The 26,431-nt window shown below is 74.1% G+C and carries 15 protein-coding genes, 1 tRNA gene and 1 pseudogene; 5 read left to right on the forward strand and 12 right to left on the reverse strand.

The window, feature by feature from the left end; all coding sequences use genetic code 11:
* Window positions 1–8: 8 nt before the first annotated feature.
* A complete protein-coding gene (locus IE329_RS15380; RefSeq protein WP_190211423.1) occupies window positions 9–974 on the reverse strand; it encodes a hypothetical protein in 966 nt (321 codons plus the stop codon).
* Between the two features lie 112 nt (window positions 975–1,086).
* Window positions 1,087–2,547 carry a GH1 family beta-glucosidase gene (locus IE329_RS15385; protein WP_190211424.1) on the reverse strand — a complete coding sequence of 487 codons (1,461 nt, stop codon included), beginning with the start codon at window positions 2,545–2,547 and terminating at the stop codon, window positions 1,087–1,089.
* 542 nt (window positions 2,548–3,089) lie between these two features.
* Between IE329_RS15385 and IE329_RS15390 the strand changes: the two genes are divergently transcribed.
* On the forward strand, window positions 3,090–4,157 hold the full coding sequence (locus IE329_RS15390; RefSeq protein WP_229927458.1) for a LacI family DNA-binding transcriptional regulator: 1,068 nt from the start codon (window positions 3,090–3,092) through the stop codon (window positions 4,155–4,157).
* Between the two features lie 704 nt (window positions 4,158–4,861).
* Here IE329_RS15390 and IE329_RS15395 read toward each other — a convergent pair.
* From IE329_RS15395 to IE329_RS15410, 4 genes and pseudogenes are all read right to left on the reverse strand, one after another.
* Window positions 4,862–5,308 carry a DUF4442 domain-containing protein gene (locus IE329_RS15395; RefSeq protein WP_190211425.1) on the reverse strand — a complete coding sequence of 149 codons (447 nt, stop codon included), beginning with the start codon at window positions 5,306–5,308 and terminating at the stop codon, window positions 4,862–4,864.
* Between the two features lie 316 nt (window positions 5,309–5,624).
* Window positions 5,625–5,700: transfer RNA gene (locus IE329_RS15400), tRNA-His, on the reverse strand.
* A gap of 194 nt (window positions 5,701–5,894) precedes the next feature.
* The gene (gene orn / locus IE329_RS15405) at window positions 5,895–6,497 is read right to left on the reverse strand and encodes an oligoribonuclease (RefSeq protein WP_073923161.1); all 603 of its coding nucleotides are present in this window, start codon (window positions 6,495–6,497) and stop codon (window positions 5,895–5,897) included.
* Window positions 6,498–7,368: 871 nt separating this feature from the next.
* Window positions 7,369–8,371, reverse strand: a pseudogene (locus IE329_RS15410) (helix-turn-helix domain-containing protein); the annotation flags it as partial.
* Window positions 8,372–9,198: 827 nt separating this feature from the next.
* Here IE329_RS15410 and IE329_RS15415 point away from each other — a divergent pair.
* The gene (locus IE329_RS15415) at window positions 9,199–10,053 is read left to right on the forward strand and encodes a GNAT family N-acetyltransferase (protein WP_190211426.1); all 855 of its coding nucleotides are present in this window, start codon (window positions 9,199–9,201) and stop codon (window positions 10,051–10,053) included.
* Here IE329_RS15415 and IE329_RS15420 read toward each other — a convergent pair.
* Entirely contained in the window at window positions 10,029–11,339 is a 1,311-nt protein-coding gene (locus IE329_RS15420; protein WP_190211427.1) for an HAD family hydrolase, read from the reverse strand. The two genes, IE329_RS15415 and IE329_RS15420, sit on opposite strands and share 25 nt — an antisense overlap.
* Window positions 11,340–12,433: 1,094 nt before the next feature.
* On the opposite strand from IE329_RS15420, the gene IE329_RS15425 reads away from it, so the two are divergent.
* A complete protein-coding gene (locus IE329_RS15425; RefSeq protein ID WP_229927465.1) occupies window positions 12,434–12,922 on the forward strand; it encodes a universal stress protein in 489 nt (162 codons plus the stop codon).
* A 157-nt stretch (window positions 12,923–13,079) separates the two neighbouring features.
* Here the strand turns inward: IE329_RS15425 and IE329_RS15430 are convergent, their stop codons facing one another.
* The 4 genes from IE329_RS15430 to IE329_RS15445 all read right to left on the reverse strand — a co-directional run bounded on the left by IE329_RS15430 (window position 13,080) and on the right by IE329_RS15445 (window position 19,644).
* Complete coding sequence (locus tag IE329_RS15430; RefSeq protein WP_190211429.1) at window positions 13,080–14,270, reverse strand: acyl-CoA dehydrogenase family protein; 1,191 nt, start codon at window positions 14,268–14,270, stop codon at window positions 13,080–13,082.
* A gap of 153 nt (window positions 14,271–14,423) precedes the next feature.
* Window positions 14,424–15,377, reverse strand: coding sequence for a hydroxymethylglutaryl-CoA lyase (locus IE329_RS15435; RefSeq protein ID WP_190211452.1), 954 nt, complete (start codon window positions 15,375–15,377; stop codon window positions 14,424–14,426).
* 26 nt (window positions 15,378–15,403) lie between these two features.
* On the reverse strand, window positions 15,404–17,746 hold the full coding sequence (locus IE329_RS15440; RefSeq protein ID WP_190211430.1) for an acetyl/propionyl/methylcrotonyl-CoA carboxylase subunit alpha: 2,343 nt from the start codon (window positions 17,744–17,746) through the stop codon (window positions 15,404–15,406).
* Window positions 17,747–17,862: 116 nt separating this feature from the next.
* Window positions 17,863–19,644 carry a carboxyl transferase domain-containing protein gene (locus tag IE329_RS15445; protein WP_229927459.1) on the reverse strand — a complete coding sequence of 594 codons (1,782 nt, stop codon included), beginning with the start codon at window positions 19,642–19,644 and terminating at the stop codon, window positions 17,863–17,865.
* A gap of 131 nt (window positions 19,645–19,775) precedes the next feature.
* Between IE329_RS15445 and IE329_RS15450 the strand changes: the two genes are divergently transcribed.
* Entirely contained in the window at window positions 19,776–20,435 is a 660-nt protein-coding gene (locus tag IE329_RS15450; RefSeq protein ID WP_190211431.1) for a TetR/AcrR family transcriptional regulator, read from the forward strand.
* 966 nt (window positions 20,436–21,401) lie between these two features.
* On the forward strand, window positions 21,402–25,397 hold the full coding sequence (locus tag IE329_RS15455) for an ABC transporter transmembrane domain-containing protein (protein WP_190211453.1): 3,996 nt from the start codon (window positions 21,402–21,404) through the stop codon (window positions 25,395–25,397).
* Between the two features lie 109 nt (window positions 25,398–25,506).
* Here the strand turns inward: IE329_RS15455 and IE329_RS15460 are convergent, their stop codons facing one another.
* Window positions 25,507–26,397 (reverse strand): ATP-grasp domain-containing protein, encoded by an 891-nt coding sequence (locus tag IE329_RS15460; RefSeq protein ID WP_190211432.1) that lies wholly within the window; start codon window positions 26,395–26,397, stop codon window positions 25,507–25,509.
* Window positions 26,398–26,431 lie beyond the last annotated feature (34 nt).

Below are 26,431 nucleotides of genomic sequence, written 5' to 3' on the forward strand. Positions count from 1 at the left end.
GACGGCGTTCAGTGCCCCTTGGGCAGCCCGCGGTGCTTGTACATGGCGGCGCCGGTGAGCAGCAGCCCGGCCGTGATCGGGACCAGCACGGCGGCGCTGGTCCCGGCGCTGCCGGCGCCGACCGGGCTGCCCGCGACGGAGTCCGGGCCGCCGTCCGGATCGCGGGCCGGGTCAGCGTCCCCCGCCGGGCGGGGCCGGGCCTGTCCGGGCGGCGGCCCGGCGCCCGGCTCCTGGGCGGAGGCCGGCCGCCGTTCCGCGGCGGGTACGGCCTTGGTGCCGGCGGGCGGGCTGCCGGGGCGGGTGGGCGTCGGCTCCGCGCCGGCCTCCTCGCCGGCCGCCGCCCCGGACTCGTCGGCGGGTGCGGTCCCGTCCTCCACCACCTCGGCGGGGGCGTCCCGGGAGGCACGGGGCTCGTCCTCCGCGCGGGGCTCCGGCGACGCCGCCGGCAGCAGGACGGCGGCGATCGCGAAGGCGTCCGGGACGGCCTTGCCCTGGCCGGGCAGCGGCAGGTCGCCGGCCCGGATCCGTTCCTGGAGCAACCGGTCGACCGGGGCGGCCTGGTCCTCCAGGGCCGGCACCCCGTCGGTCAGCTGCCCGACCGGATCGCCGGAGTGCCCCTCCCCGGACCGGTCGCCCGGGGTGGCCGCGCCGCCCCCGCGTTCCGGCGCGGGACCGGGCGCAGGGGAGGCGCCCTGGTCGGCGGGCCGGTCCGGCGCCGTCGGCGGACGGCGCTGCGCCGGGACCTGGACGGAGGCCGGCCCGGTCGACCGGTGGGCACCGGTGGGCGCCGGACCCGGGGTCACGGTGGTGGCCCCGGCGCAGCCCGCGCCGAGGCCGACGCCCCAGAGCTGGACGAGCAGCGCCCCGCCCGCCGCGACGGCGCGGGGGCGGGGCAGCCACCCACGTCCGGGTCGGCCGCCGTCGCGACAGGCGGTGGCCGGGGCCTGGGGGTGGGTGGGTTGTTTGGCTCGCACGTGAGGGCCCAACGAGCGGACGGGGTGTCAGGTCACGCGGGCCGTCACGGACAGTCATCGCCACCGGCGGGCCGCGGGGTGTCCGCGGGCGGCGGCGACCCCGGCCGGGGCGTCAGCCCAGGCCGCCGCGCCGGATCACCTCGGAGTACCAGGTGGCGCTGGCCTTCGGGGTGCGGGCCAGCGTGGTGTAGTCGACGTGCACGGCCCCGAACCGCTTGGCGTACCCGTAGGCCCACTCGAAGTTGTCCATCAGCGACCACAGGTAGTAGCCGCGGACGTCGGCGCCCGCCTCGATGGCGCGGGCCACCGCGACCAGGTGGTCGTGCAGGTAGGCGATCCGGTCGGCGTCGTGCACGATGCCGTCCGGGCCGGGTACGTCGTCGAAGGCGGCGCCGTTCTCGGTGATCAGCATCGGCAGGCCGGGGTGCGCCCGGTGGACGTCGAGCAGCAGGTCGGTCAGGCCGGTGGCGTCGATCGGCCAGCCCATGGCGGTGACCTCGCCGGGTGCGAGGTGGAAGGCGACGTCGTCCGCGCCGGGCCACGGGGAGTGGGCGCTGGCGCCGTGGATCTCGCTGTCGGCGGCCGGCTTCGCGTTCTCGGCGGCGGAGACCAGGGTGGGCGTGTAGTAGTTGATGCCCAGCAGGTCGATGGGGCGGGAGATCTCGTCCAGGTCGCCGGGGCGGACCAGGGTCTCCCAGTCGACGATCCGGCCGGTGTCGGCGATCAGGTCGGCCGGGTAGGCACCGTGCAGCACGGGGCCGGTGAAGATGCGGTTGCCGACGGCGTCGATCCGGCGGGCGGCCTCGGCGTCGGCCGGGTGGTCGCTGAGCGGCCGCACCTGGTGGAGGTTGAGCGAGAGCGCGATCTGCGCGCTCGCCGGGAGCGCGGCGCGCAGGGCGCCGACGGCCAGGCCGTGGCCGAGGTTCAGGTGGTGGGCGGCCTTGAGCGCCTCGGCGGGGGAGGTGCGCCCGGGGGCGTGCACGCCGGAGCCGTACCCGAGGAAGGCGCTGCACCAGGGCTCGTTGAGGGTCGTCCAGGTGCTGACGCGGTCGCCGAGGGCCTCGGCGGCGAGTGCGGTGTAGTCGGCGAACCGGGCCGAGGTGTCGCGGACGGTCCAGCCGCCGAGGTCCTCCAGGTGCTGCGGCAGGTCCCAGTGGTAGAGGGTGGCGACGGGCGTGATGCCGTACGAGAGCAGCTCGTCGGTCAGCGCGCGGTAGAAGTCGAGGCCGCGCTCGACCGCGGGGCCCCGGCCGGTGGGCTGGATCCGGGGCCAGGAGAGCGAGAAGCGGTAGGAGGTGAGCCCGAGGTCGGCCATCATCCGGACGTCCTCGCGGAACCGGTGGAAGTGGTCGACCGCGATGTCGCCGGTGTCGCCGTTGGCGGTCCGCCCGGGGGTGTGGCTGAAGACGTCCCAGATGGACGGGGTCCGCCCGCCCTCGGCGGCCGCGCCCTCGATCTGGTAGGCGGCGGTGGCGGCGCCCCAGGCGAAGCCCGCCGGGAAGGTGTGGCCCGGCAGGGCGCCCCGGGGCGCCGGGACGACGTCCTGGGTGGTCTGTTCCGATACGGCTGTCATGCGGGAGCGCTCCCATGAGAGATTCGAGAGGACGGTACGGAAGGTGGTGCGGGCGCTCGGGCGAGGGCACCTGGACCGCCGCCCGGCAGAGCCCAGGAGGCATGCCGTTCAACGCACCGGCAAGGACTGCGCAGCCGGCGCGCTTGGTGCTGTTCCTTGGCGGGATTGCCCACTAGAGTGTGGGAGCGCTCCCATCGTGCATGCCGAAAGGTTCCTTTGTCCCGGGGGCGAGTGTCAAGACACGGGATCGGATCGGCCGTCCGGAGCCCGGGACGCCGCCCGTTCCCGCCCCGCGGGCCCGGCCGGTGCCCGCCCGTCCCCGCGCCATCCGGACGGCGACCGCCGCCCGGATGGCTCTCCGGGCGCGGGAACCGGCCACAATGAACAGCACCACAATGAAGAGCAGTGAATGAACAGCAGCGGATGAACAGCTGTGAATGAAGAGCAGGGCAATCCGCAGTGCACCGAGCACTGCAACCAACAGCACCGACCAGCGACCGGGCGACAGCCCGGCCGAGGATGATCTCTCCACGAGGTGAGCGATGAGCCAGACCGCACAGCGCCCCACCGGGCCGAGCGACTCCGGGGCGAATGCGCGGGGCTCGGCACGCCCGACCCTGGAGGAGGTGGCCGCGCTCGCCGGCGTCGGCCGCGGCACCGTCTCGCGCGTGATCAACGGCTCGCCCCGGGTCAGCGACCGGGCCCGCGAGGCCGTCCAGGCCGCCATCGCCGAACTCGGCTACGTGCCCAACCGGGCCGCCCGCACCCTCGTCACATCGAGGACGGACTCCATCGCGCTGATCGTCCCCGAGGCCGAGACCCGGCTCTTCTCCGAGCCCTACTTCTCCGACATCATCAGCGGCGTCGCGGCGGAACTCTCCGAGACCGACATGCAGCTGCTGCTCATCCTGGTCCGCAACCGGCGTGAGCGGGATCGACTTTCGGCCTATCTGACGGCCGGCCGGGTCGACGGCGTCCTGCTCGTCGCCGTGCACCAGGACGATCCGCTGCCGGCGCTGCTGGAGAGCCTGGAGATCCCCTCGGTGCTGGCCGGGCGGCGCGGCGACCAGGAACCGCTCAGCTACGTCCACGCGGACAACGCCGGCGGGGCCCGGATGGCCGTCCGGCACCTGCTGCGCCGCGGCTGCGAGCAGGTCGCCACCATCACCGGCCCGCTCGACATGGAGGTCGCCCGGGCCCGGCTCGGCGGCTACCGGACCGCGCTGGAGGAGGCCGGGCGCCCCTACGACGAGGAACTGGTGATGCTCGCCGACTTCACCGAGGAGGGCGGACGGCTGGCGATGCGCGGACTCCTCGAACGCCGGCCGGACCTGGACGCCGTGTTCTGCGCCTCCGACGTGATGGCGGCCGGCGCCATGCAGGAACTCCGGGCCGCCGGTCGGCGGGTCCCCGACCAGGTGGCGGTGATCGGCTTCGACGACTCGATCGTGGCCCGGCACACCGACCCGCCGATGACCAGCGTGCGCCAGCCCATCGAGGAGATGGGCCGGACCCTGGCCCGGGTGCTGCTGGACGAGATCACCGAGCGGGGGCGGGCCCGCCGCCAGGTGGTACTGGCCACCGAACTGGTGGTGCGGGACTCGGCCTGACCGGCGGGACCCCCGGTTCGGGCCGGTGGGATGCCCGGTTCGGACCGGTCGGATGCCCGACTCGGACCGTCGGGATCCCCGGCTCGGCGGGGCTCGTCGCGCGGGCCGCTGAGCCTCGTTCAGGAGGCGGTTCGGCGAATCGTGCGACTGGCTCGTGCGACGAGTTCGTGCGACTAGCCGGGTACGACCGGCCCGTGCGACCGCTGGTGCGACCGCGTGTGTGACCGGCCGTCCGAGCGGCCCGGCCGACCGGGTCGGTCAGCGCGACGGACCACCGATCCGCCGGGCCGGCGTGGGCCCCGCCGACCCGGGCCGCCGTGCGGCGGCCCCGAGGCCGGTGGACCCGAGGCCGGTGGGCTGGCGGGTCTTGCGAAGTCAGGCTTGAGGGCAGGGCCTGAGGGCGGACCGGCGCCCGGACGGGTGGCCGGCCCTGTGGCGGGCGTGTGGCCGGACTACGGGTCGGCTTGCGGGTCGGCTTGCGGGTCGGCCTGGGCGGCCGCGGGCCCGGGCGTCCGGTGTTGCCGTCGTGCCATGGTGGCGTCCGTCGGGCGGCCCTCCGGCCGGTGAGGCCCGGGGAGCGGCGTACGCAGGACACCGTCCGGCGGGGGCCGTGAGCGCCGGGGCGCGGGGCGCGCCGAGTGCCCGGGTAGCCCCAGTCCGCTACCGTTCTCGCCCCCGTCCCCACCCCGGGCCCAGGCCGTCCGTCAGGAGTTGGGGCGCAGCGTCCAGATGACGGTCATGACACCGGTGACGGCGCCGTCCGCGCGGGTGATCTCGATGGTGACCGGGAACTCCGGGCGCTCGCCCTTGTCCAGCTCGGCCACGATGTCCGCGGCCGGGCGGCCGAGCACGGCGGTGGCGGTGACCGCGCCCATCGCCAGCTTCTTGTAGGAGATCTCGGCGCTCACGGCGAGCGGCACGGCGCGCGAGAGCTGGTCGGCGAAGGCGCCCAGCACGATGCAGCCGCTGGCCGACTCGGCGAGGGTGAACATCGCGCCGGCGTGCGGGCCGCCGAGGTGGTTGTGGTACTCGGGCTGGTCGGGGAGCCGCAGGACGGCGCGTTCCGGGGTGGTCTCCAGGTATTCGAGCTTCAGGGTGCGCGCCATGGGCACGGTCGAGTCGAGCAGCTGGCCGATCGAGGCAGTGGTCATGGGGTCATGTTACTAGTCGGTAGCTTTCGGGGGCAGGGGTGGCCTGCCGAAATCTCCAGCTCGCTCGGACGCAGTGCGCGGGGGGCGGGAGAGGGCCGGGGTGCTGCCGCGAAGGGGGCCGGAGTGGCTGCGCCGCTGTCCGTCCCCGTCCCCGTTTCGCTGTCCGGACGCGCGCCTGCGATCGGGTCGCCCGCGCTGCTGCCTGCGCCAGGGGTGCCCGGGTCCTCGGAGGGACGGCGCCCGGTGTCCGTCCGGTGCCGGAACGACAAAAACGCCTGAGGGCCTGATCTCCAGAAGAGATCAGGCCCTCAGGCTCTGGGGTGAGTGACGGGACTCGAACCCGCGGCCACCTGGACCACAACCAGGTGCTCTACCAACTGAGCTACACCCACCATCTGTCCGGTGCGTTCCCGCTCCGACAGGAAGAACTCTACAGGATCCGGGAGGGTGCTCGCGCCAGGGTTTCCGGCAGGCGAGGGCCGCCCCCCGGGTGGCTGCCCCGAACCCGGGGACGGCGTTCCGTCCGGCTCGGGAGGGCCTGCCCCGGGATTCCCCGGCGGGCAGGGCCGGCCGGGGAATCCGAGGGTCAGTCGGAGGGCAGCTGGTACTTCGCCGCGATGGCGCGCGCGGTGTCCGTGTCGGGGCCGGGCTGCTCGACGAACACCGCCTCGCGGTAGTACCGCAGTTCGGCGATGCTCTCGCGGATGTCGGCCAGTGCCCGGTGGTTGCCGCCCTTCTGCGGGCTGTTGTAGTAGGCCCGGGGGAACCAGCGGCGGGACAGCTCCTTGATCGAGGAGACGTCCACGATCCGGTAGTGGAGGTGTCCCTCCAGCGCGGGCATGTCGCGGGCGAGGAAGCCCCGGTCGGTGGCCACCGAATTCCCGCAGAGCGGGGTCTTGCCGGCCTCCGGCACGTGCTCGCGGATGTACGCCAGCACGAGGGCCTCGGCCTCCGCCAGCGTCAGACCGTTCTCCAGTTCGTCGAGCAGGCCGGAGGAGGTGTGCATGGTGCGCACCACCTCGGGCATGTTCGCCACGGCCTCGGCGGGCGGGCGGATGATGACGTCCACGCCGTCGCCGAGGATGTTCAGCTCGGAGTCGGTCACCAGCGCGGCGACCTCGACCAGCGCGTCCCGGTCGAGGTCCAGCCCCGTCATTTCACAGTCGATCCATACCAAACGGTCATTCACGTCACTCACCCTACGGCGCGATCCCGCGCCGCGGGCACCGCAAGGCCCTCGCGGGACGCGGAGCCGCCGATCCCGTCGTCCGCGGGCGGGGCGGGCGCGGGAACGCGGTCCGCCGCCGGGGCGTGGGTCGACGCCCCGTTCGGAGCCCCGCGGTCCGTGGCCGTCCGGCCCTCGGCCACGCCGTCCTCCGGAGCGTGCCCGGCCGGCGTGTGGCCCGCCGCGTGGTCCGGTACGTGCTCCGCCGCGGCGTACCCGGGCCCGGCCGGCCCGTGGCCGTCCTGGTCCGCGCTGGTGTGCTCGGCGGTGCCGCGGCCGGTGGCGGAGCGGTCCGCGGCGGCCCGGTCCGGGGTGCCCCGGTCGGGTCCGGACCGGTCCATGGCGGCCCGGTCGGTCGGCACCCGCTCCGCGGACGCCCGGCCGGCCCGGTGGCCCTGCCCCTGACCGCGTGCGCCCGGCTGCGGCTGGCCGTCCTCGGCCGGGGCGTGCTCCACCGTGCGCGGAGGCCGGGGAGAGGCCGGACCGGCCTGCGCCGGGACGAGCGCCCGGCCGCCGTTCCGGCCGCCCGCCGGCTGGCCGGCGTGGTTCTGGTACGGCTGACGGGCGGGCTGGCCCTGGTGCGGGACGCCACCCTGGGCGGCCTGGCCGGACGGGACGGCGGTGCCGTGCCCGGAGTGCCCCGGAGCACCCGTCCCGGAGGCGTGGCCGGTCCCGGCCGCGCCGGCTCCCGGGGCCGGATGGGCATGACCGGGGTGGCCGTACGGCCCGGGCTGGCCGACGGCCTGCCCGGCGTGGCCCGCCTGGCCCGGCTGCGGGCCGCCCGACCCGCCGGCGAAGCGCTCGGACGTGCCAGGGGCCGGGCCCGACGCCTGCGGACCGGGCCGCCGGGCCCGGTAGCTCGTCCGGTAGGCGGCCGGCGAGACTCCCAGCTGACGGCGGAAATGCCCGCGCAGCGCCACCGGCGAGCGGAACCCGCAACGGCGCGCGACGTCGTCCACCGACAGTTCCGAGGTCTCCAGCAGGCGTTGGGCCTGCAGCACCCGCTGGGTGATCAGCCACTGCAGCGGCGCGCTGCCGGTGAGCGTGCGGAACCGGCGGTCGAAGGTACGGCGGCTCATGTAGGCGCGGGCGGCCAGCACCTCGACGTCGAACTGCTGGTTGAGGTTCTCCAGCGCCCAGGTCACGACCTCGGCCAGCGGGTCGTTGCCGATCTCTTCAGGTAAAGACTGATCGATGTACTGGGCCTGTCCGCCGCCGCTCCGGCGGCTGGGCACCACGAGTCGGCGGGCCAGCGCGTTGGCCGCCTCGGCACCGTGGTCGCTGCGCACCACGTGCAGGCAGAGGTCGATCCCGGCCGCGGTACCGGCCGAGGTGAGCACATCGCCGTCGTCGACGAAGAGTTCGCGCGGGTCGACGTGGACCCGCGGGTAGCGCTTGGCCAGCGTCGGCGCGTACATCCAGTGCGTGGTGGCGGGGCGCCCGTCGAGCAGCCCGGCGGCCGCGAGGACGAAGGCGCCCGTGCACAGGCCGATGATCCGCGCGCCCTCGTGGTGCGCCTTCCGCAGGGCCGCGATGGCCTCCACCGGCGGGGGCTGCGAGATCGAGCGCCAGGCGGGCACGACGATGGTGCCGGCGCGGGCGAGCGCCTCCAGGCCGTACGGGGCGGTGAGGGTCAGTCCGCCGGTGGTGGCGAGCGGGCCTTCCTCCCCGGCGCAGACGAGCAGGCGGTAGCGGGGCACGCCGGCGTCCTGGCGGTCGACGCCGAAGACCGAGAGCGGGATCGAGCTCTCGAAGATCGGCGCGCCGCCGAAGATCAGCACGGCCACGGTCTCGCGGCGCCGCCGGCCGGAGAGCTTGCGGGGCGGCGACGAGGTCAGCGGTCCGGCCGTGGCCGGCCCGCCTGTCGCCTGGCCCACCGGCGGTACACCGGACGGACCGCCGAGGACGGCGGAGCCGGACGCCGAGGGTGCCCCGTGAGCGGATACGGTGGCGTGGGCGAGAGCCTGGAAGGGCTGGCCCGCCGATCCGGTCGCGGCCTGTCCTGCCGTCAGGAACTGTCCGGTCGTCAGGGCCGGTCCGCCGGGGCCGGGCTGGCCGGGCAGGCCGTACGAGGCGCCGTACGAGGGGCGGCCGAGCGGGGCCCGGGTGACGGTGCGTCCGACGGCGTCCGGGGTGGCGGAGGCGGCGGCCGAGGTGTCGGATTCTCTCGACACCTGGTCCGTGAGACCGGCCACGGCCTGGCCGTTGTCAGGACCCGCGTCGCTCCTGCTCACCCTGCTCAAGGCGCTCAAGCCCCCTCGGTGGTGTGGTGTGGTGGTGCGGCACTGCTAGCCAAGATCGAATCTACTGGGTGGACCGTTGCTGTTGTGACAAGTTCACCATCCGACGCTATGTCGACATGGCAATTTGGCGTGAAGCATTCGATCACGAAGCGTGGCACCCGTCGAGCCTTCTGGGAAGGGGGCGGGCGCAGCGGTGGCTTGTTGTCGCACGACCTTTCCAGGGGCGGTGGACCCTGCCGGGCCCGGCCGGCTGCCGTGGGCTGCGACTTTGCCCAAGAGGGTTCGACGGGCACGAGATTGACCGAAAATAGGCGGTGCACACGAGGGGCGCGCACAGTAGAAGTGTGCGCCCGTCCGACCCCCTGGGGACAGTGCCGAAGGGGGTGGGACGCCTGTTGGGCCCGCCCGGTTATGGTCCAGCGGTGGAGACGTACAGCCGCCTCGAACAGGCCAACGACAACGCCGCCGACTTCTGGCTCGCCCAGGCCCGGGTGCACGACTGGCAACACCTCGACCGGCCTGGCTTCACCGCCGTCCGGTGTGCCCGGACCACCACCGACGCCCACCGCGTGGTGGTGACCCGGCCGTACGGCGAACCGGCCGATTTGGAGAAGGAGTTGGCCGAGCTGCTCCGGACCTGGGGCACGACCCGGCTCTGCCTGGAGGATCCGTACGGGGCCCTGGACCTTGCCCGCCTCGGGTGCGTGCACGGCCTCGGCATGGCGGTGATGGTCCGCGAGCCGGGCACCCTTTCTAGTGGGGTCGGTGGTGCTCGTGGTGCTGGCGGTGCTCGTGCTACTGGTGGTGCGGAACCTGGTGCGACGCCGAGCCTCGGCGGCCGGTGGCGGTACGGAAACGAACTGACGGTTGATGAGGCATGCGACGGCGACTTGCTGGCATCGGTGGAACGGACGGTCGTCGAGGGATTTCCCGTCCCCGCGCACCAACCGGTGACCCGGGGCGGGATGCTGCCGGAGAGCCTGCTCGGTGAACCGGGCATCCGGGCCTGGCTGGCCCGGGTGGAGGGGCAGGACGCCGGTGCCTGCCTGACGTACGACAACGGTGGGACGGTGGGGGTGTATTGGGTGGCAACCCTCCCCGCCCACCGCTCCCGCGGGGTGGCTCGGGCGCTCCTGGAGACGGCGTTGGCGGCGCACCCGGACAGGCCGGCCACGCTGGTCTCCACCCTGCTCGCCGAGCCCCTCTACCGGAAGCTCGGCTTCGTGGAGCACGGTGTCACTCGCTGGTGGGGCTACCCGGCGGCCTCCGAGGCGTAGTCCGCGGACGGCTCGAAGGGAAGCGGGCCCGCGTCGGCACGACCGGCCCTCGGTCGGGCGGCCCTGGGCGCCCGGGCCCCGGGAGCTACGGCCTGGAGGACGGCAGGGGCGGCGGCGGGGCTGGGGGCGGGGGTAGGCGTCGGGCCGGCCGGGGCGACCGCACCGGCCGGGGGCGCTGAGGTCGCTGAGGCTGCGAGGCCGGCCCGGACAGGTGCCGCGCCGCCCGGTGAGGGTGCACCGCCGGAGGGCAGGGCCGAAGCCGTCGGGACGAGCCCGCCATGGGCCGGCAGCAGGGCCGCCGCGGGCGCGCCGACGGTACCGAGAACGGCGGCACTGGACGCCGGTACGGCAAATCGGGTCCGGGGCCTCGGCCCTGCCGTGGCCGACGATCCGGCCTCCGGGGTACGGCTGGTCCCGGCCGCGACACCCACGGCGGTAGCCGGCCGGTTTCGGACAGCCGCGGGCCCGGGGGCGCTCGACGTGGTGATTGCCTCCACTTCCTCGGCGATTTCCTCGGTGAACGGGGTGAGCGGTGCGTCCACAGCCGTTCGGGCGGCCGCAGCGGACGCTCGCCGGGCGACGGGCCGGCCGGCCGGACGGCTGCCCACCCGGGGACCGGGGGCGTTGGCGGCGCTCAGGACGAGCCCGACGGCCTCCGGGAGCCCACGGGCGCTGAGCGTCGGACGGTAACCGGGCTCCGACCAGGGACGGTCGTGGTGCAGCCACACACTGCGCAGGCCGGCCAGCTCCGCTCCCGCGATGTCGGCGGGGGCGTGGTCGCCGATCATCCAGGTGTCCGAGGCCCAGTCCCCGGTGGGCGCCACGCCGCATCGATGGGCGGCGATCTCGAAGATCAGCGGATCCGGTTTGAGGCACTGGGCCTCTTCGGAGATGACCCAGCCGTCCACCAGCGGGCCGAGTCCGGTGTTGCGGATCTTCTCCAGCTGGGGGCGGGTGCCGCCGTTGCTGACGATCCCCAGGGTCCAGCCCGCGGCACGGGCCGCGCGCAGGGCATCCATGTGCCGGGTGGGGCAGTGGATGTGGGAGTTGATGCCGCGTCGGTAGTGGGCGAGCAGGGAGTCGATGGAGTGGTCCAGCCCGTAGCGACGCCGGGCCGCTGACAGTACGGTGCTCCGCGGCACGTACCCGCCGCCGTCGATGGTCGCGAGCCAGTCGAGCTCGGCGGGGGGCAGCCCCAATTCGGTCAGGAAGTCGTGGGCCCAGGCCCTGAAGGCCGCGTCCCGCGGCAGCAGGGTGTTGTCGAGGTCGAACAGGAGCAGCGGCATGTCCTGCATGCTGCCAGTGCGACTGGGTATGCACCTGGCAATTGCCAACTGCCGTCGCGAACTGGTGCGAATTGGCTGAAACAGGCACATTTGCCCGGGTCGGGCGGGACCCGGGCGGCCGGGACTGCCCGAACCCGAGGCGGATACCCGTGCAGGCGGGCGCGTGCGGGCGCGCCTGCTGAGGCGGGGCACGGGTGGGGGCGGGCGAGGTGGGCCCGCAAAGGGCGAGGAGCGGACGGGGGAGTGGGACGTCCGGCGGGAGTGCTCCGTGGGTGCCGTGTCGCCGCGAAGGCGGGGGTGACGGCCGCCGGGTGCCGAGTGCCGGGCGCCGACTGCCGGGCGTTCGGCGCCGGCGAGGAGGCATGGGTCGCCGAGTGTCGGACGTGTCGGACGTGTTGGACGTTGGCCTGTTCGGCCTGTTCGGCCTGTTCGGCCTGTTCGGGCACGTCGGAAGGCGGGGCAGTGGGCGTGGGTGCAAGGGGCCCGAACTCGCCGGCGGGCGGTCGGAGGGGCGGCCGAAGCCTCCGCTCTATGACAGTCCGGTCACGGTGTGTGCCCGGCCTGTTGCGTAGCCGCGACTCCTCAGTCAAGCTCCAGGGAACCTCTTTCCGTACGAGGGTGCGAACGCCTGCGCAAAGGGGCGCTGGGCGGTGCTGGTGCGCCCCCCTCCATTAGCGGGAACGTTGTCGTTCAGGAGCTCTGCCGGTGGGCCGGACTCCTTGGCCGTCGTACTCTGAAAGGAACAGGTCACATACGGTGGTGCTCGGCACAGTCCGATGTCGTGCCGTGGGCGGGCCTGCTGCCTGGGCAGCGTTGTCCTCCCTTGTCGGCCCATCTCATGCGAAGAGCTTTGAGCCATGGCTGGTTATGACACTTCCCGACCCGTCGACGCGGATGACGCCGCGCGCCTGGTCGGCGGCTCCAGCAGCTCCGGCGGGCCCGGTGGCCCGGAAGGCGGACAGCTCCCCCTTGCCCGGCCGCGGGACATCGTGCGCCGTGGCTGGCCGCGGCCCCGCCAGCGGCGCGAGGACAACCGGGACCGTACGGAGCGAGCGGTGACCGAACGCATCGGGCCGGACGCCGATCGTTCGGGCATCTCCGACACGGCCGGCAGCCCTGGCCTGCCGCTGTCCCAGGACGAGTCCGTACGACCCTGCGACCCCGTCTTCCAGCACGGTGTGGTGGTGGGCTTCGACGGGTCGCTGTCGAGCGAGCGCGCGCTCGCCTACGCGGTCGGGATGGCCCGCCGTTCGCAGTGCGGCCTGGTGATCGTCCACGTGGCGAACCGGTTGCCGGCCACGGTCTGGGCCGGGTGCGAGCCTCCCGTCTTCGTCGACCTGCCGGACCACCGGACGGAGGTCATCGGCCTGGAGCTGGCGTGCGCGGACTTCCTTTCGGGGGTGCCGTGGATCCTGGTGGAGCGCGGAGGCGACATCTGTCACGAGATCGAGGAGGTCGGCCGGGAGTACGCGGCTGACGCGATCGTCGTCGGCAGCACGCACGGTCTGCTGGGGAAGATCTTCGGTTCGGTTTCGGGCAGGCTGGCACGCCGGGCCAACCGTCCGGTGATTGTCATTCCTTGACGTGACTTCAGTGCCCGGGCGGTGGCCGACCTGAGGGGGTCGGCCACCGGCCTGTGGCCTTTGGGCGCTCGGGCGGCCGGAGTTGAAGCCGCCGGCCGGCCGGGAATGCTCCGGCCTGACGCGAGGTCGCTTCGGCGGAGCGGATGGTGGGGCTGTGTCAGGGCGTCATGCCGAGCTCACGGGCGATGAGCATGCGCTGGACCTCCGAGGTGCCTTCGCCGATTTCGAGGATCTTGCAGTCGCGCCAGAACCGGGCGACCGGGAATTCGTTCATGAAGCCGTAGCCGCCGTGGATCTGGGTGGCTTCCCGGGCGTTGTCGACGGCGGCCTCCGAGGAGTACAGCTTCGCGATGGCCGCCTCCTTCTTGAACGGTTCGGAGTGCAGCAGCCGGGAGGCGGCGTCCCGCCAGGCCAGGCGGGAGGTGTGGGCGCGCATCTCCATGTCGGCGAGCTTGAACTGGATGACCTGGTTGGCACCGATCGGGCGGCCGAAGGCCCGGCGGGTGGCGGCGTAGGTGAGTGACTGGTCGACGCATCCCTGGGCCAGGCCGGTGGCCAGGGCGGCGATCGCGATGCGGCCCTCGTCGAGGATCCGCAGGAACTGGGCGTAGCCGCGGCCGCGCTCGCCCAGCAGGTTGGCCGCGGGGACGCGGCAGTCGGTGAAGGACAGTTCGCGGGTGTCGGACGCGTTCCATCCGACCTTGGAGTACTTCTTCGACACCTGGAAGCCCGGCGTTCCAGTGGGCACGATGATGGAGGAGATCTCCCGCTGTGGCGAGAGCTTTCCAGCCTCTTCACTCGAACGAGTGATCGGTTCGGTGAGTGCCGTGACCGTGACCAGACCGGTGATCTCGGTGCCGGAGTTGGTGATGAAGCACTTGGTTCCGTTGATCACCCACTCGTCGGTGGCCTCGTCGTAGCGCGCCGTGGTGCGGGTGGCGCCGGCGTCGGAGCCACCCTCGGGCTCGGTCAGGCCGAAGGCGCCGAGGAGTTCACCGGAGGTCAGCCGGGGCAGCCACTCGCGCTTCTGCTCCTCGGTGCCGTACCGGTAGATCGGCATCGCGCCCAGGGACACGGCCGCCTCCAGCGTGATCGCCACCGAGGAGTCGACCCTGGCGAGCTCCTCCAGGGCGAGGCCGAGGGCGAAGTAGTCGCCGCCCATGCCGCCGTACTCCTCGGGGAAGGGCAGGCCGAACAGGCCGAGCCGCCCCATCTCCTTGACGATCTCGTACGGGAACTCACCCTGCTCGTAGAACTCCCCGATCTTCGGGGCGACCACGTCCTGGGCGAATTCGGCGACGGTGCGGCGCAGTTCCTCGTACTCGGAATCCAGCCGGTGATCGAGCATGGTGATCCTCCTGGGGCCCGGCCGGGGTGGCCGCGGGCGTGAGTGGATGGCCGGCGCCGGTCCGATGGTGTGACCGGCGTACCGGGTCGGGCGGAGAGCCGGCCCGGCCGTGCGGCCGGTCCGGCTCCGGGGCGGCGGAGGCCGGGGCCTGGGTCAGGCCCGGCCCCCGGCGAGTGCTTGGACGGTGCGGGACGGGCTGGGGCGGCCGAGCCGGTCGGCCATCCAGGCACTGGCCCCGACCAGTGCGCGGAGGTCGACGCCGGTCCGGATGCCGAGGCCGTGCAGCATCCAGACCAGGTCCTCGGTGGCGAGGTTGCCGGTGGCGCTCTTCGCGTAGGGGCAGCCGCCCAGGCCGCCGGCCGAGGCGTCCACCGTGGTGATCCCGGCGCGCAGGGCGGCCAGCGTGTTGCTGAGCGCCTGGCCGTAGGTGTCGTGGAAGTGCACGGCGAGCCGGCCGGCCGGTACCCCGGCCCGGGCGAAGCCCTCCAGCAGGGCGCCGACCTGGCCCGGGGTGGCGACGCCGATGGTGTCGCCGAGGCTCAGCTCCTCGCAGCCCATCTCCAGCAGGCGGACTCCGAAGCCGATCACCTGCTCGGGCGGGACCGGCCCCTCCCACGGGTCGCCGAAGCACATCGAGAGGTAACCGCGCACCCGCAGCCCGGCCCCGGTGGCCCGTCGGACCACCGGTTCGAACATTGCCATCGCCTCGTCGGCGGACCGGTTGAGGTTGCGCCGGGCGAAGGTCTCGGTGGCGCTGGCGAACACCGCGATGTCGCCGACGCCGTGGACCAGCGCGCGGTCGAGACCGCGCTCGTTGGGGACCAGGACGGGCAGCCGCAGGCCGGGGTGACGGGCCGGCAGGCCGGCCAGCCGGGGCACCAGGTCCTCCGCGTCCGCGAGCTGCGGAACCCATTTCGGGTGGACGAAACTGGTGGCTTCGACGGTCCGCAGGCCGGCCGCGGCCAGCCGGGCGATGAACTCGGCCTTCACCTCGACCGGGACGAGCGAACTCTCGTTCTGCAGGCCGTCGCGCGGGCCCACTTCGTGGATGCGCACCTCGACGGGCAGGTCCGGGTCCGGCACGGGGGCGGGCAGGCCGAGATCCAGGGCGTCGGGCTCGTGCCCGGGGGCGGTCACGAGGTCACCCCGACGGGGGCGGGCGCCGGCTCGTCGTCCGGCGTGACGACGACCAGCAGCTCCTCCATCGCCACCGTCGCGCCCGCGACGGCGCGCAGTTCGCTCACCGTGCCGTCGTGCGGTGCGGCGATCACGTGCTCCATCTTCATCGCCTCCAGCACGAGCAGCGGCTGGCCCCGGCGGACCTGCTCGCCGGCCGAGGTCTTGACCACCGTGACGGTGCCGGGCATCGGGGCGGTCAGCGCGCCGTGGTGCGCCCCGCCGGCCGCGGCCCGGTCCCCGACCGGGTCGTACGGGTGCAGGGCCCAGGCGTCGCCGTCGATCCCCAGCCAGGTGACCGGTCCGGCGGCGGGCTGGCCCGCCGGATTGTCAGTGGCGTGTGCGAACGTCGTCTGCAGGCCGTCGACCGTGAGGTGCAGTCGCCGGCCGGACTGTGCGGCCCGGGCCCGGTGGACAGGCCCGTCACCGATACGAATGTGCAGGTCAGGCGTACCGCCTGAAGGATTGTCAGTGGCCTCGGCTACGTTGCCGGCAGTGACGGGGCGCACGCTCACCGACACGGGATCCTGGCCGGGGGCCCGCAGCCGGTGGGTGGTCCAGGCGGGTTCGCCGCCGAGGCGCCAGCCGGACGGAAGGGAGAAGGGGTCGGTCCAGCCGTCCTGGGCCGGCGGCGGGGTGAGTTCCAGCTGCCGGGTCAGAGCGGCCGCGTAGTAGAGGAGGTACGTCGGCGGCACGGAGGGAGTGGCACCCGGCGGGGTGACCGCCCCGAGGTCCGCGCCGGCCACGGTGCCGGCCGCGTCGGTCGAGGAGGCAGTGCCGGAGGGGGGCACTGCACCTGGGGCGGCGGCCGGGCCGGCGGCACCGGCGGGCTCGGCCGCGGCACCGGCCGGGGAGTACGGCGAGGCCAGCAGCACGGGGTTCTGCTGGGCCGTCTGTTCGACCAGGCCGGTGTCGAGGCGGCCCGCGACGACGTCGGGGTGTGCGAGCAGCCGGCGCAGGAAGCCGGTGTTGGTGGTGACCCCGAGGATCCGGGTGTCCGCGAGCGCGCTGCGCAGCCGGCGCAGGGCGGTCGGGCGGTCGGGCCCGTACGCGATCACCTTGGCCAGCATGGGGTCGTAGGCGCTGGCGATCTCACTGCCCGGGGCGATGCCCGAGTCGACCCGGATGCCCTCGCCCTGCGGCTCCTCCAGGAGCAGGATGCGGCCGCCGGTCGGCAGGAAGTCCCGCTCCGGGTCCTCCGCGCAGATCCGGGCCTCGATGGCGTGTCCCAGGAAGGAGATGTCCGGCTGGTCGAACGGGAGCGGCTCGCCGGCGGCGATCCGCAGCTGCCACTCGACCAGGTCCAGCCGTCGCGGGTCCGCGGTGTCGCGGCCCACGACGATCGCGAGTTCCGTGACGGGGTGTTCCACCTGGAGCCGGGTGTTCATCTCCATGAAGAAGAAGTCCAGAACGCCGGCGGGCGGCTCGTCGGCCGTCGGGTCGAGCCCGGGGACGATGAATTCGACGGTGCCGGCCCCGGTGTAGCCGCAGGCCTCGGCGGCCCGGACGGCTGCCGCGCCCATGGCCGCGCGGGTCTCGGGATTCAACAGGACGGAGGGTGCCTCTTCGATCAGCTTCTGGTGGCGGCGCTGCAGGCTGCACTCGCGCTCGCCGAGGTGGACGGTGCGGCCGTGGGCGTCGGCCAGCACCTGCACCTCGATGTGCCGCGGCCGGTCGATCCAGCGTTCCAGCAGCAGGGTGTCGTCGCCGAAGGCGGTGCGGGCGACCCGGCGGGCGGCCTCGATCTCGGCCGGGAGGTCGGCCGGGTCCCGGACCAGCCGCATGCCCTTGCCGCCACCGCCGGCGGAGGGCTTGAGCAGCACGGGGTAGCCGATCGCCTCCGCGGCCGCGGTGAGCTCGGCGTCACCGGGAGCGGCGTCCTGGCTGCCCGGTACCACCGGCACGCCGGCGGCGCGGACCGCCTCCTTGGCGTTGATCTTGTCGCCCATCAGCTCGACGGCCGTGGGAGGAGGTCCGATGAAGGCCAGGCCGGCGTCGGCGCAGGCCCGCGCGAAGGCGGCGTTCTCGGCGAGGAAGCCGTAGCCGGGGTGGACGGCCTGCGCACCGGTACGGCGGGCGGCCGCCAGGATCTGGTCCGTCCGCAGGTAGGTTTCGGCGGCCGAGCTGTCGCTGTGGTCGGGCGGCCCGAGCCGCACGGCGACATCGGCCTCGCGGACGTGCGGTGCGTCGGCGTCCGCGTCGCTGAACACGGCGACGGAGCGTACGCCGAGCCGCCTGAGGGTGCGGATCACCCGGACGGCGATCTCGCCACGGTTGGCGACCAGAACTGTGTCGAACATGGGAGGGGTTCCTCCGGGTCGAAGGGGCCGTACGAGGGGGAGGGGCGGGACGGGGCGGCCGGCCAGCGGGCCAGGTCGCCGGCCGGCCGGGTGGACCCGGCCGGCTCACATCCGGCTCACATCCGGAAGACGCCGTACGGTCCGGGGGCGGGCAGCGGCGCGTTGGAGCAGGCGGTCAGCGCGAGGCCGAGCACGGTCCGGGTGTCCATCGGGTCGATGACCCCGTCGTCCCAGAGCCGGGCCGTGGCGTAGTACGCGTTGCCCTGCCGCTCGTACTGTTCGCGGACGGGCCGCTTGAACTCCTCCTCGGCCTCGGCCGCCCAGGGCTCGCCGCCCTGCGCCTCCATCTGGTCGCGGCGCACCGTGGCCAGCACCGAGGCGGCCTGCTCGCCGCCCATCACCGAGATCTTGGCCCCGGGCCACATCCAGAGGAAGCGGGGTGAGTACGCCCGGCCGCACATCGAGTAGTTGCCGGCTCCGTACGAGCCGCCGATCACCACTGTCAGCTTGGGCACCCGGGTGCAGGCGACGGCGTTGACCATCTTGGCGCCGTGCTTGGCGATCCCGCCGGCCTCGTACTGCCGGCCGACCATGAAGCCGGTGATGTTCTGCAGGAAGAGGAGGGGGATGCCGCGCTGGTCGCACAGTTCGATGAAGTGGGCGCCCTTGAGGGCCGACTCGGCGAACAGCACGCCGTTGTTGGCGACGATGCCGACCGGGTGGCCGTGGATCCGGGCGAAGCCGGTCACCAGGGTGGCACCGTACTCGGCCTTGAACTCGGCGAAGCGGCTCCCGTCCACCAGCCGGGCGATCACCTCGCGCACGTCGTACGGCGTGCGCGGGTCCACCGGTACGGCTCCGTAGAGTCCGGCCGGGTCCACCGCGGGCGGTTCGGCGGGGGAGAGCGGCCAGGGCCTGGCCGCCCGCGGGCCGAGACCGGCCACGATGGTCCGGACGATGGACAGCGCGTGGGTGTCGTCCTCGGCCAGGTGGTCCGTCACGCCCGAGACGCGGGAGTGCAGGTCGCCGCCGCCCAGTTCCTCGGCGGTGACCACCTCGCCGGTCGCCGCCTTCACCAGCGGCGGACCGCCCAGGAAGATGGTGCCCTGTTCGCGGACGATCACCGCCTGGTCGCTCATCGCCGGGACGTACGCGCCGCCCGCGGTGCACGAGCCGAGCACGGCCGCGATCTGCGGGATCCCGGCGGCGGAGAGCCGCGCCTGGTTGTAGAAGATCCGGCCGAAGTGGTCCCGGTCCGGGAAGACCTCGTCCTGCATCGGGAGGAACGCGCCACCGGAGTCCACCAGGTAGATGCAGGGCAGCCGGTTCTCCAGCGCCACCTCCTGGGCCCGCAGGTGCTTCTTCACCGTCATCGGGTAGTAGGTGCCGCCCTTGACGGTGGCGTCGTTGGCCACCACGACGACCTCGCGCCCGGCGACCCGGCCGATGCCCGCGATGACGCCGGCGGCCGGCGCGGCCCCGTCGTACATCCCGTCGGCGGCCAGGGGGGCCAGCTCCAGGAAAGGCGAGCCCGGGTCGAGCAGGGTGTCCACCCGGTCGCGGGGGAGCAGCTTGCCGCGCGCGGTGTGGCGGGCACGGGCCTTGGCCCCGCCGCCGAGCGCCGCCGTGGCAAGCTTGTCGCGCAGCTCCGTGACCAGCGCCCGGTGGGCCGCGGTGTTGGACCGGTAGGCGTCCGAGCCGGGGTCGGCGGCGCTGGCGAGCCGGGGGGCCGGAGCCGAGGCTGCGCCTGCTCCACCGGTACCTCCGGAGGCACCGGTACCTCCCGGTCCGCCAACGCCGCCAGGTCCGCCCGGCGGCGCCGTGGATGGGCGCGACGCCGGGCCGACGTTCGGGCTGCCGAATGCGCCGGTCGATGCACCGACGGTTGAGAAGACCATCCCAAGAGCTCCCTTGCCCCCGGAACCAGGTGGGCGGCGGGCCGGGTGGGCCGCGCAACCCCCAAGTTAATGAGCGTTAACTCCAGCAGTCAGGTTAACGCTCGATAACCCGACTGTCTACGATGGGCAGCATGTCGAACGTCCCAGCCACTGCCGCGCTCCCACGCCGTGACCAGATCCGCAAGGAAGCCGCGCGGCTGTTCGCCGCCCGGGGATTCCTCGGGGTGGGCGTGGACGAGATCGGCAAGGCGGTCGGGATCAGCGGCCCCGGCCTCTACCGACACTTCGCCGGCAAGGACGCGATGCTCGCCGACCTGTTGGTCGGCATCAGCGAGCGACTCCTGGAGGAGGGCCGCCGCCGGGCGGGCGACCGCACGGGCGACGACGCCGGCGCCCAGGGCGTCCTGGACGCCCTGATCAGCGGACACGTCGACTTCGCACTCGACGACCGTGACCTGATCACCCTCCACGACCGTGAACTGCTGCACCTCAAGGAAGAGGACCGCCGCCGGGTCCGGCGGCTGCAGCGCGGCTACCTCGAACTCTGGGTGGAGGTCGTCCGGCAGGCCCTCCCGGCGCTGGCCGGCCCCGACGAGGAGCCGGTCGCCAGGGCGGCCGTGCACGCCGTCTTCGGGCTGCTCAACTCCACCCCCCACAGCCTCGGTCCGAACGTGGCCCAGGGCGAGTGGGCGGGGCTGCCCCGCGACAGCATGGCGGCGCTGCTGCACAGCCTGGCCCAGGGGGCCTTCGCGGCCGCCGCCCGATCGGCGGGCAAGCCCGGCGCGGCCTGACGCTCTGGTCGGTCCGCCGGGAAGCTGGATCGGTCCGCCGGTCCGCCGGTCCGCCGGTCCGCCGGTCCGCTGGTCCGCTGGTCCGCCGGGTCGGTTCGGCGGGGGCGGGCCGGTTCGCCCGCGGCCCGGGTCGGTCCGGCGGATCTGCCGGAATCGGATGCATGAGCCGTTCGAGGTGCTGGGCCATCCGCGCCCCGCTGCCCTGGTGCCCTGCTGCCCCGCCGCCCCGCCGCCCCCCTGCCCCGGCGTCTCCGGTTCCCGCCGCGCTCGGACCGCCGGGCCGCGTAAGGCTGGGCCGCGGGCCCCGCCCGCCCTGCCTCCGGATGCCCGCATCGGCCGTCGGCATTCTCACCACCTGGCAGCGTTCTGCGTACTGTGGGATGCGCGATCGCCCCTGGCGCCGCAGGGTGACATGGGGGCGCGGTGCCGCTCGGGACGGCCCGGTCCGGACGGGAGTCCTAGGACCATGGGCGGCCGGGCCGGGGCCGCCGGGCCGGTGCGCGTCCGGGTGCGCATCGTTCAGGCTGGTGGGAAAGCCGCTGAAGGAATCAGCGGCGCCCGGTGACTGTTGGTGCGTCCGTCGGCCCGACGGGCCTGGTCGGGCTGCCGGGACTCCGGACCGGCCGAATCTGCTTGGACGGCCACGCGACGGAATGGTTAGTATCCCTAAATATGTCTGACACTCACGGATCTACGGCGGAGCTACCCCGGGGCGGCAGCATGCGAGGCGGTCGTTCCGCCGATTCGGCGGCCCGGACATCGGCCGCCCCCGCTCCGGTGGCCCCGTCGACGGACCCGGCGTCGACCGGCCCGGCACCCGACGGCGCGGGCCCGACCGGGCCCGCACCGGCTGAGCCGACCTCCACCCGACCGGCCTCCACCGGACCCGGCCAGGCCTCCACCGGACCCGGGCCGAGTTCCGCCCGACCCGGCTCGGCGGCCTCCGAGGAGGCCGGCCAGGGCTGGCTGCGGCGGCTCGTCGGCTACTGCTGGCGGTTCCGCCGCAGCGTGCTGCTGTCCTTCGGCGCCTCACTCGTCGGCATGGCCGTGACGGCCCTCGTCCCGCTGATCACCAAGCTGATCATCGACGATGTGATCACCGCTCACACCCGCTCGCTGACCCCGTGGGCCGTGGCGCTGCTGGGCGCGGCGGCGCTGGTCTTCGTGTGCACCCAGATCCGTCGCTACTACGGCGGCCAGCTCGCCCTCGACGTGCAGCACGACCTGCGCAGCGACCTGTTCCGCTCGCTCGGCCGGCTCGACGGCCACCGGCAGGACCGCCTGGACACCGGCCAGGTGGTCGGCCGGGCCACCTCCGACCTGCAGTTGATCAACGGCCTGCTCTCGATGCTGCCGATGATGACCGGCTACGTCGTCATGTTCCTGATGTCCCTCGCGGTGATGCTCTGGCTCTCGCTCCCGCTCACCCTGATCGCCCTGGTGATGGGCCCCGCCCTGTGGTGGGTGTCGGTGCTGAGCCGCAAGCGCCTGTTCCCGGCGACCTGGGCCGCTCAGCAGGAGGCCGCGGCTGTCGCGGGCGTGGTCGACGAGGCCGTCGGCGGGGTCCGGGTGGTGAAGGGCTTCGGCCAGGAGGCCCAGGAGCTCGGCAAGCTGGAGGCGGCCTCGCGCGACCTGTTCGCGGCCCGGCTGCGCTCGATCCGGCTGACCAGCCGCTACAACCCCGCGATGCAGGCGATTCCGGCGCTCGCGCAGGTCGCCGTGCTGGCCCTCGGCGGCTGGCTGGCGGTCGAGGGCAAGGTCTCGCTGGGCACCTTCGTGGCCTTCTCCACCTACGTCGCGCAGATGACCGGCCCGGTCCGGATGCTCACCATGGTCATCACCGTCGGCCAGCAGGCGCGGGCCGGCGTCGAGCGGGTGCTGCAGCTGATCGACGAGCGTCCGCTGGTCCAGGAGCGGCCCGGCGCCGTCACGCTGGACCTCACCCACCGGTCCGTGGCGGCCACCGGCTCCCCGGACGGCCCCGCCACCCCGGCCGGCCGGGACACCGACGACGGCCGGGACACCGAAGGCCGCCCTGGCCCGGACGGCGACCCGGCCAACGGCGCGGCCCCGACCGTGGCGGCCGGGCAGTCCGCCGTGCTCGCCCTGGAGTTCGACCAGGTCGAATTCCGCTACGACCCGGAGCATCCGACCCCGGTCCTGCACCGCCTCAGCCTGCGGCTCGCCCCCGGTGAGACCCTGGCGCTGGTCGGTTCCTCCGGGTCCGGCAAGTCCACCGTGGCGCAGCTCGTCCCCCGGTTCTACGACCCGTCGGCGGGCTCGGTGCGCCTGTACGGGCACGACCTGCGCGACCTCACCCTCGATTCCGTGCGCGCGGCCGTCGGCATCGTGCCGGAGGAGAGCTTCCTGTTCTCCGAGAGCGTCCGGACCAACATCGCGTACGGGCGGCCGGAGGCGACCGACGAGCAGGTCGAGGCCGCCGCGCGGATCGCCCAGGCGGACGAGTTCGTCCGGGCGCTTCCCGCCGGCTACGAGACCAAGGTCGGCGAGCAGGGCCTGACCCTCTCCGGCGGTCAGCGTCAGCGCATCGCGCTGGCCCGGGCGATCCTGACCGACCCGCGCATCCTGCTGCTCGACGACGCCACCTCGGCCGTCGACCCGCAGATCGAGGCGGAGATCCACGACGCGCTGCGCTCGGTGATGGCCGGCCGGACGACGCTGCTGATCGCCCACCGCCGCTCCACGCTGCAGCTGGCCGACCGGATCGCCGTCCTCGACCAGGGCCGGCTGGTCGACATCGGTACGCACCAGGAACTCGACCGGCGATGTCCCCAGTACCGGGCCCTGATCTCCGACCCGGAGGCCGGCCGGTCCCCGGCGCCCGCCGCCGACGGCGTGGTCGGGCCGGACGGCGCGGACACCATGACTCCTGCCACCGCGTCCACCGCCACCACCCCGCCCGTCGCGCCGGCGCCTGCCGGTACCCCGCTTGCCGGGCTGCCGGCAGCCGGGTCCACGGCCGGGCCGTCACCCGCCGGACTGTCCACGGCCGGACTGTCCACGGCCGGGCCAACGGCCGGGACAGCGGCCGAGGCGTCACCGTTCACCCGGACGCCGCCCACGAAGGCCCTCGCCAAGGCCGCCCGGACGGCGAGCCCCGAGCTGCTCGGCAAGGTGGCCGAGCTGCCGCCCGCCACCGACACACCGGCCGTCGCACTCGCCGACGCCGAGGCCGGCGACCCGGACTTCAGCCTCCGCCGGATGCTGGCCCCCTTCCGCCGTCCGCTCACCCTGGCCCTGCTGCTGGTGGCCCTGGACGCCGGCGCCGGCCTGGTGCTGCCGATCCTGATCCGGCACGGCATCGACGACGGTGTCAGCAAGGCCGCGATGACGGGTGTCGCGGTCGCCTCGCTGGCCGCGCTGCTGGTGGTCCTCCTGGACTGGCTGGTCCAGGCCGGCGAGAGCCGGGTCAGCGGGCGCACCGGCGAGCGGGTGCTCTACACCCTGCGGATCAAGATCTTCGCGCACCTCAACCGGCTCGGCCTGGACTACTACGAGCGCGAGCTGTCCGGACGCATCCTGACCCGGATGACCACCGACCTGGACTCGCTGACCAGCTTCCTGCAGACCGGCGTCGTCACCGCCGTGGTCAGCCTGCTCACCTTCTTCGGGATCTTCGCCGCACTCCTGATCATCGATGCCGGGCTGGCCCTGGTGGTCTTCGCCGTGCTGCCGTTCCTGATCGTGGCGACCCTGGTCTTCCGCCGGAAGTCGAAGGCCCAGTACGAGATCTCCCGCGACCTGATCAGCACCGTCAACGCCGATCTGCAGGAGAACGTCGCGGGCATGCGGATCGTCCAGGCGTTCCGCCGCCAGGACACCAACACCACCCGCTTCGTCGCCCGGGGCATCGCCTACCGGGACGCCCGGGTGCGGGCCCAGTTCTACATCTCGCTCTACTTCCCCTTCGTGCAGTTCCTCTCCAGCGTGGCGGCCGCCCTGGTGCTGATCGCCGGCGCCTCGCGGGTCGAGGCCGGCACGCTCACGGTCGGTGCGCTGGTCGCCTACCTGCTCTACATCGACCTGTTCTTCGCGCCGGTCAACCAGCTCTCGCAGGTCTTCGACGGGTACCAGCAGGCGGCGGTCGGCCTGGGCCGGATCCGCGAACTGCTGCGGACCCCCACCAACACCGCGACCGCCGAGCACCCGGTGCCGGTCACCGAGCTGCGCGGCGAGATCGACTTCGACGGGGTGGGCTTCGCCTACAACGGGGGCGGCGCGGGCAACCCGGAGGTGCTCTCCGACGTCACCCTGCACATCCCGGCCGGGCAGACGGTGGCCCTGGTCGGCGAGACCGGTGCCGGCAAGTCGACGCTGGTCAAGCTGGTCGCCCGGTTCTACGACGCGACCGGCGGCACCGTCCGGGTCGACGGCGTCGACATCACCCGGTACGACCTCGCCGGATACCGGCACCGGCTGGGCGTCGTGCCCCAGGAGGCGTACCTCTTCGCGGGGACGGTGCGCGAGGCCATCGCGTACGGGCGTCCGTCCGCGAGCGACGCCGAGGTGCGGGCGGCGGCCCGGGCGGTCGGCGCGCACGACATGATCACCGGACTGCGCGGCGGCTACGACCACGAGGTCTCCGGCCGCGGCCGCAACCTCTCGGCCGGGCAGCGCCAACTGATCGCCCTGGCCCGGGCCGAGCTGGTCGACCCGGACGTGCTGCTCCTCGACGAGGCCACGGCCGCCCTCGACCTGGCCACCGAGGCCGCCGTCAACCACGCCGCCGACCGGCTGAGCGGCGGCCGGACCACCCTGGTCATCGCCCACCGCCTGACCACGGCCGAGCGGGCCGACCGGGTGATCGTCCTCGACCACGGCCGGATCGTCGAGGACGGCACGCACGCGGAGCTGCTGGCCAAGGGCGGTACCTACACGGCGCTCTGGCAGGCGTTCGTCGCGGACGCACACGCCGCCCCGGAGCCGGTCGGCCGAGGCTGACGGCAGGCTGCGGCCGGTCGGGCCCCGGCGCTGCCGGGCGCACCGGCACCCCCGCTCCGGGCGGCGCGGCGGGGGAGCCGGCGGGCGGTGACCGGCGGTCGGCGGTCGCTCAGGCCGCGATCAGCGAGGACAGCAGGGCGGCGGCGTCCACGCCCGGCGGCAGGTCGCTGACCTGGCCGTCGCCGACCTCCACCACCCGCCATGCGGAGCCGTCCGCCCGCTGGGCCAGATCGGTGGTGACGAAGCGGCAGCCCAGGGCGCGGACCAGTGGGCGGACGTCCGTGAGGTCCGGGGCCGGGCTGTGCCCGGGAGTGTCCGGGTGCGGGCCGACCAGCACCGGATCGCCGTCCAGCCACCAGACCCGGGCCTCCGCCGCCCGGCCGTCGGCCGTCCGGGCGAAGTCCTCGAAGCGTCGCAGCACCACGCCGCCGGCCAGGAAGTCGTCCTGCAGTTCCACGAACCGGGAGACCACCCGCTCCAGCGCGGCCAGATCGGCCAGCTCCGGGACGTAACAGGCCTCCGCCCACTCGTGCTTGCGGGACTTCACGTAGTCCTTGACGATCGCCGCGCCCGTCCCGCCGAGCCGCCCGGCGGCGGCCGCCAGCTGCTCGGTCCGTGGTGCTCGGCCCGGCGCTGCCAGCGGGATCCACGCGCTGGCCGGCGTCGCACCCTCGAAGACCCGGTACCAGCCGGGGAGTTCATGGGCGGAGGTGTAGCCGGCCGGGCTGGTGAGCAGGGTGCCGCCGCGGGCGTCGAGTGCGGCCGCGAACCGGGCGTACGTGTCACCGGGGATCATCCAGCCGCGGTACCAGAGCGGGCCGATCCCGGCCGGCACCCGGCGGACGGCCGCCTCCGGGTCCCCGGCGAGCAGCGCGTCATGGTCCACCAGCGCGTGGTCGCCGCCCAACTCCCGGAGCAGTCGGGCCTCCCAGGCGTAGTGCGGGTCCGGCCGCCGCGGCGCGAGCGGATCGGCGGGGAAAAGGATCACGGGTACGGCCATGGGGCTCAGCGTACGGACCGGGCCCGCGTCCGGC

This window comes from Kitasatospora indigofera (genome assembly GCF_014655955.1).
GTDB classification, from domain to species: Bacteria; Actinomycetota; Actinomycetes; order Streptomycetales; family Streptomycetaceae; genus Kitasatospora; species Kitasatospora indigofera.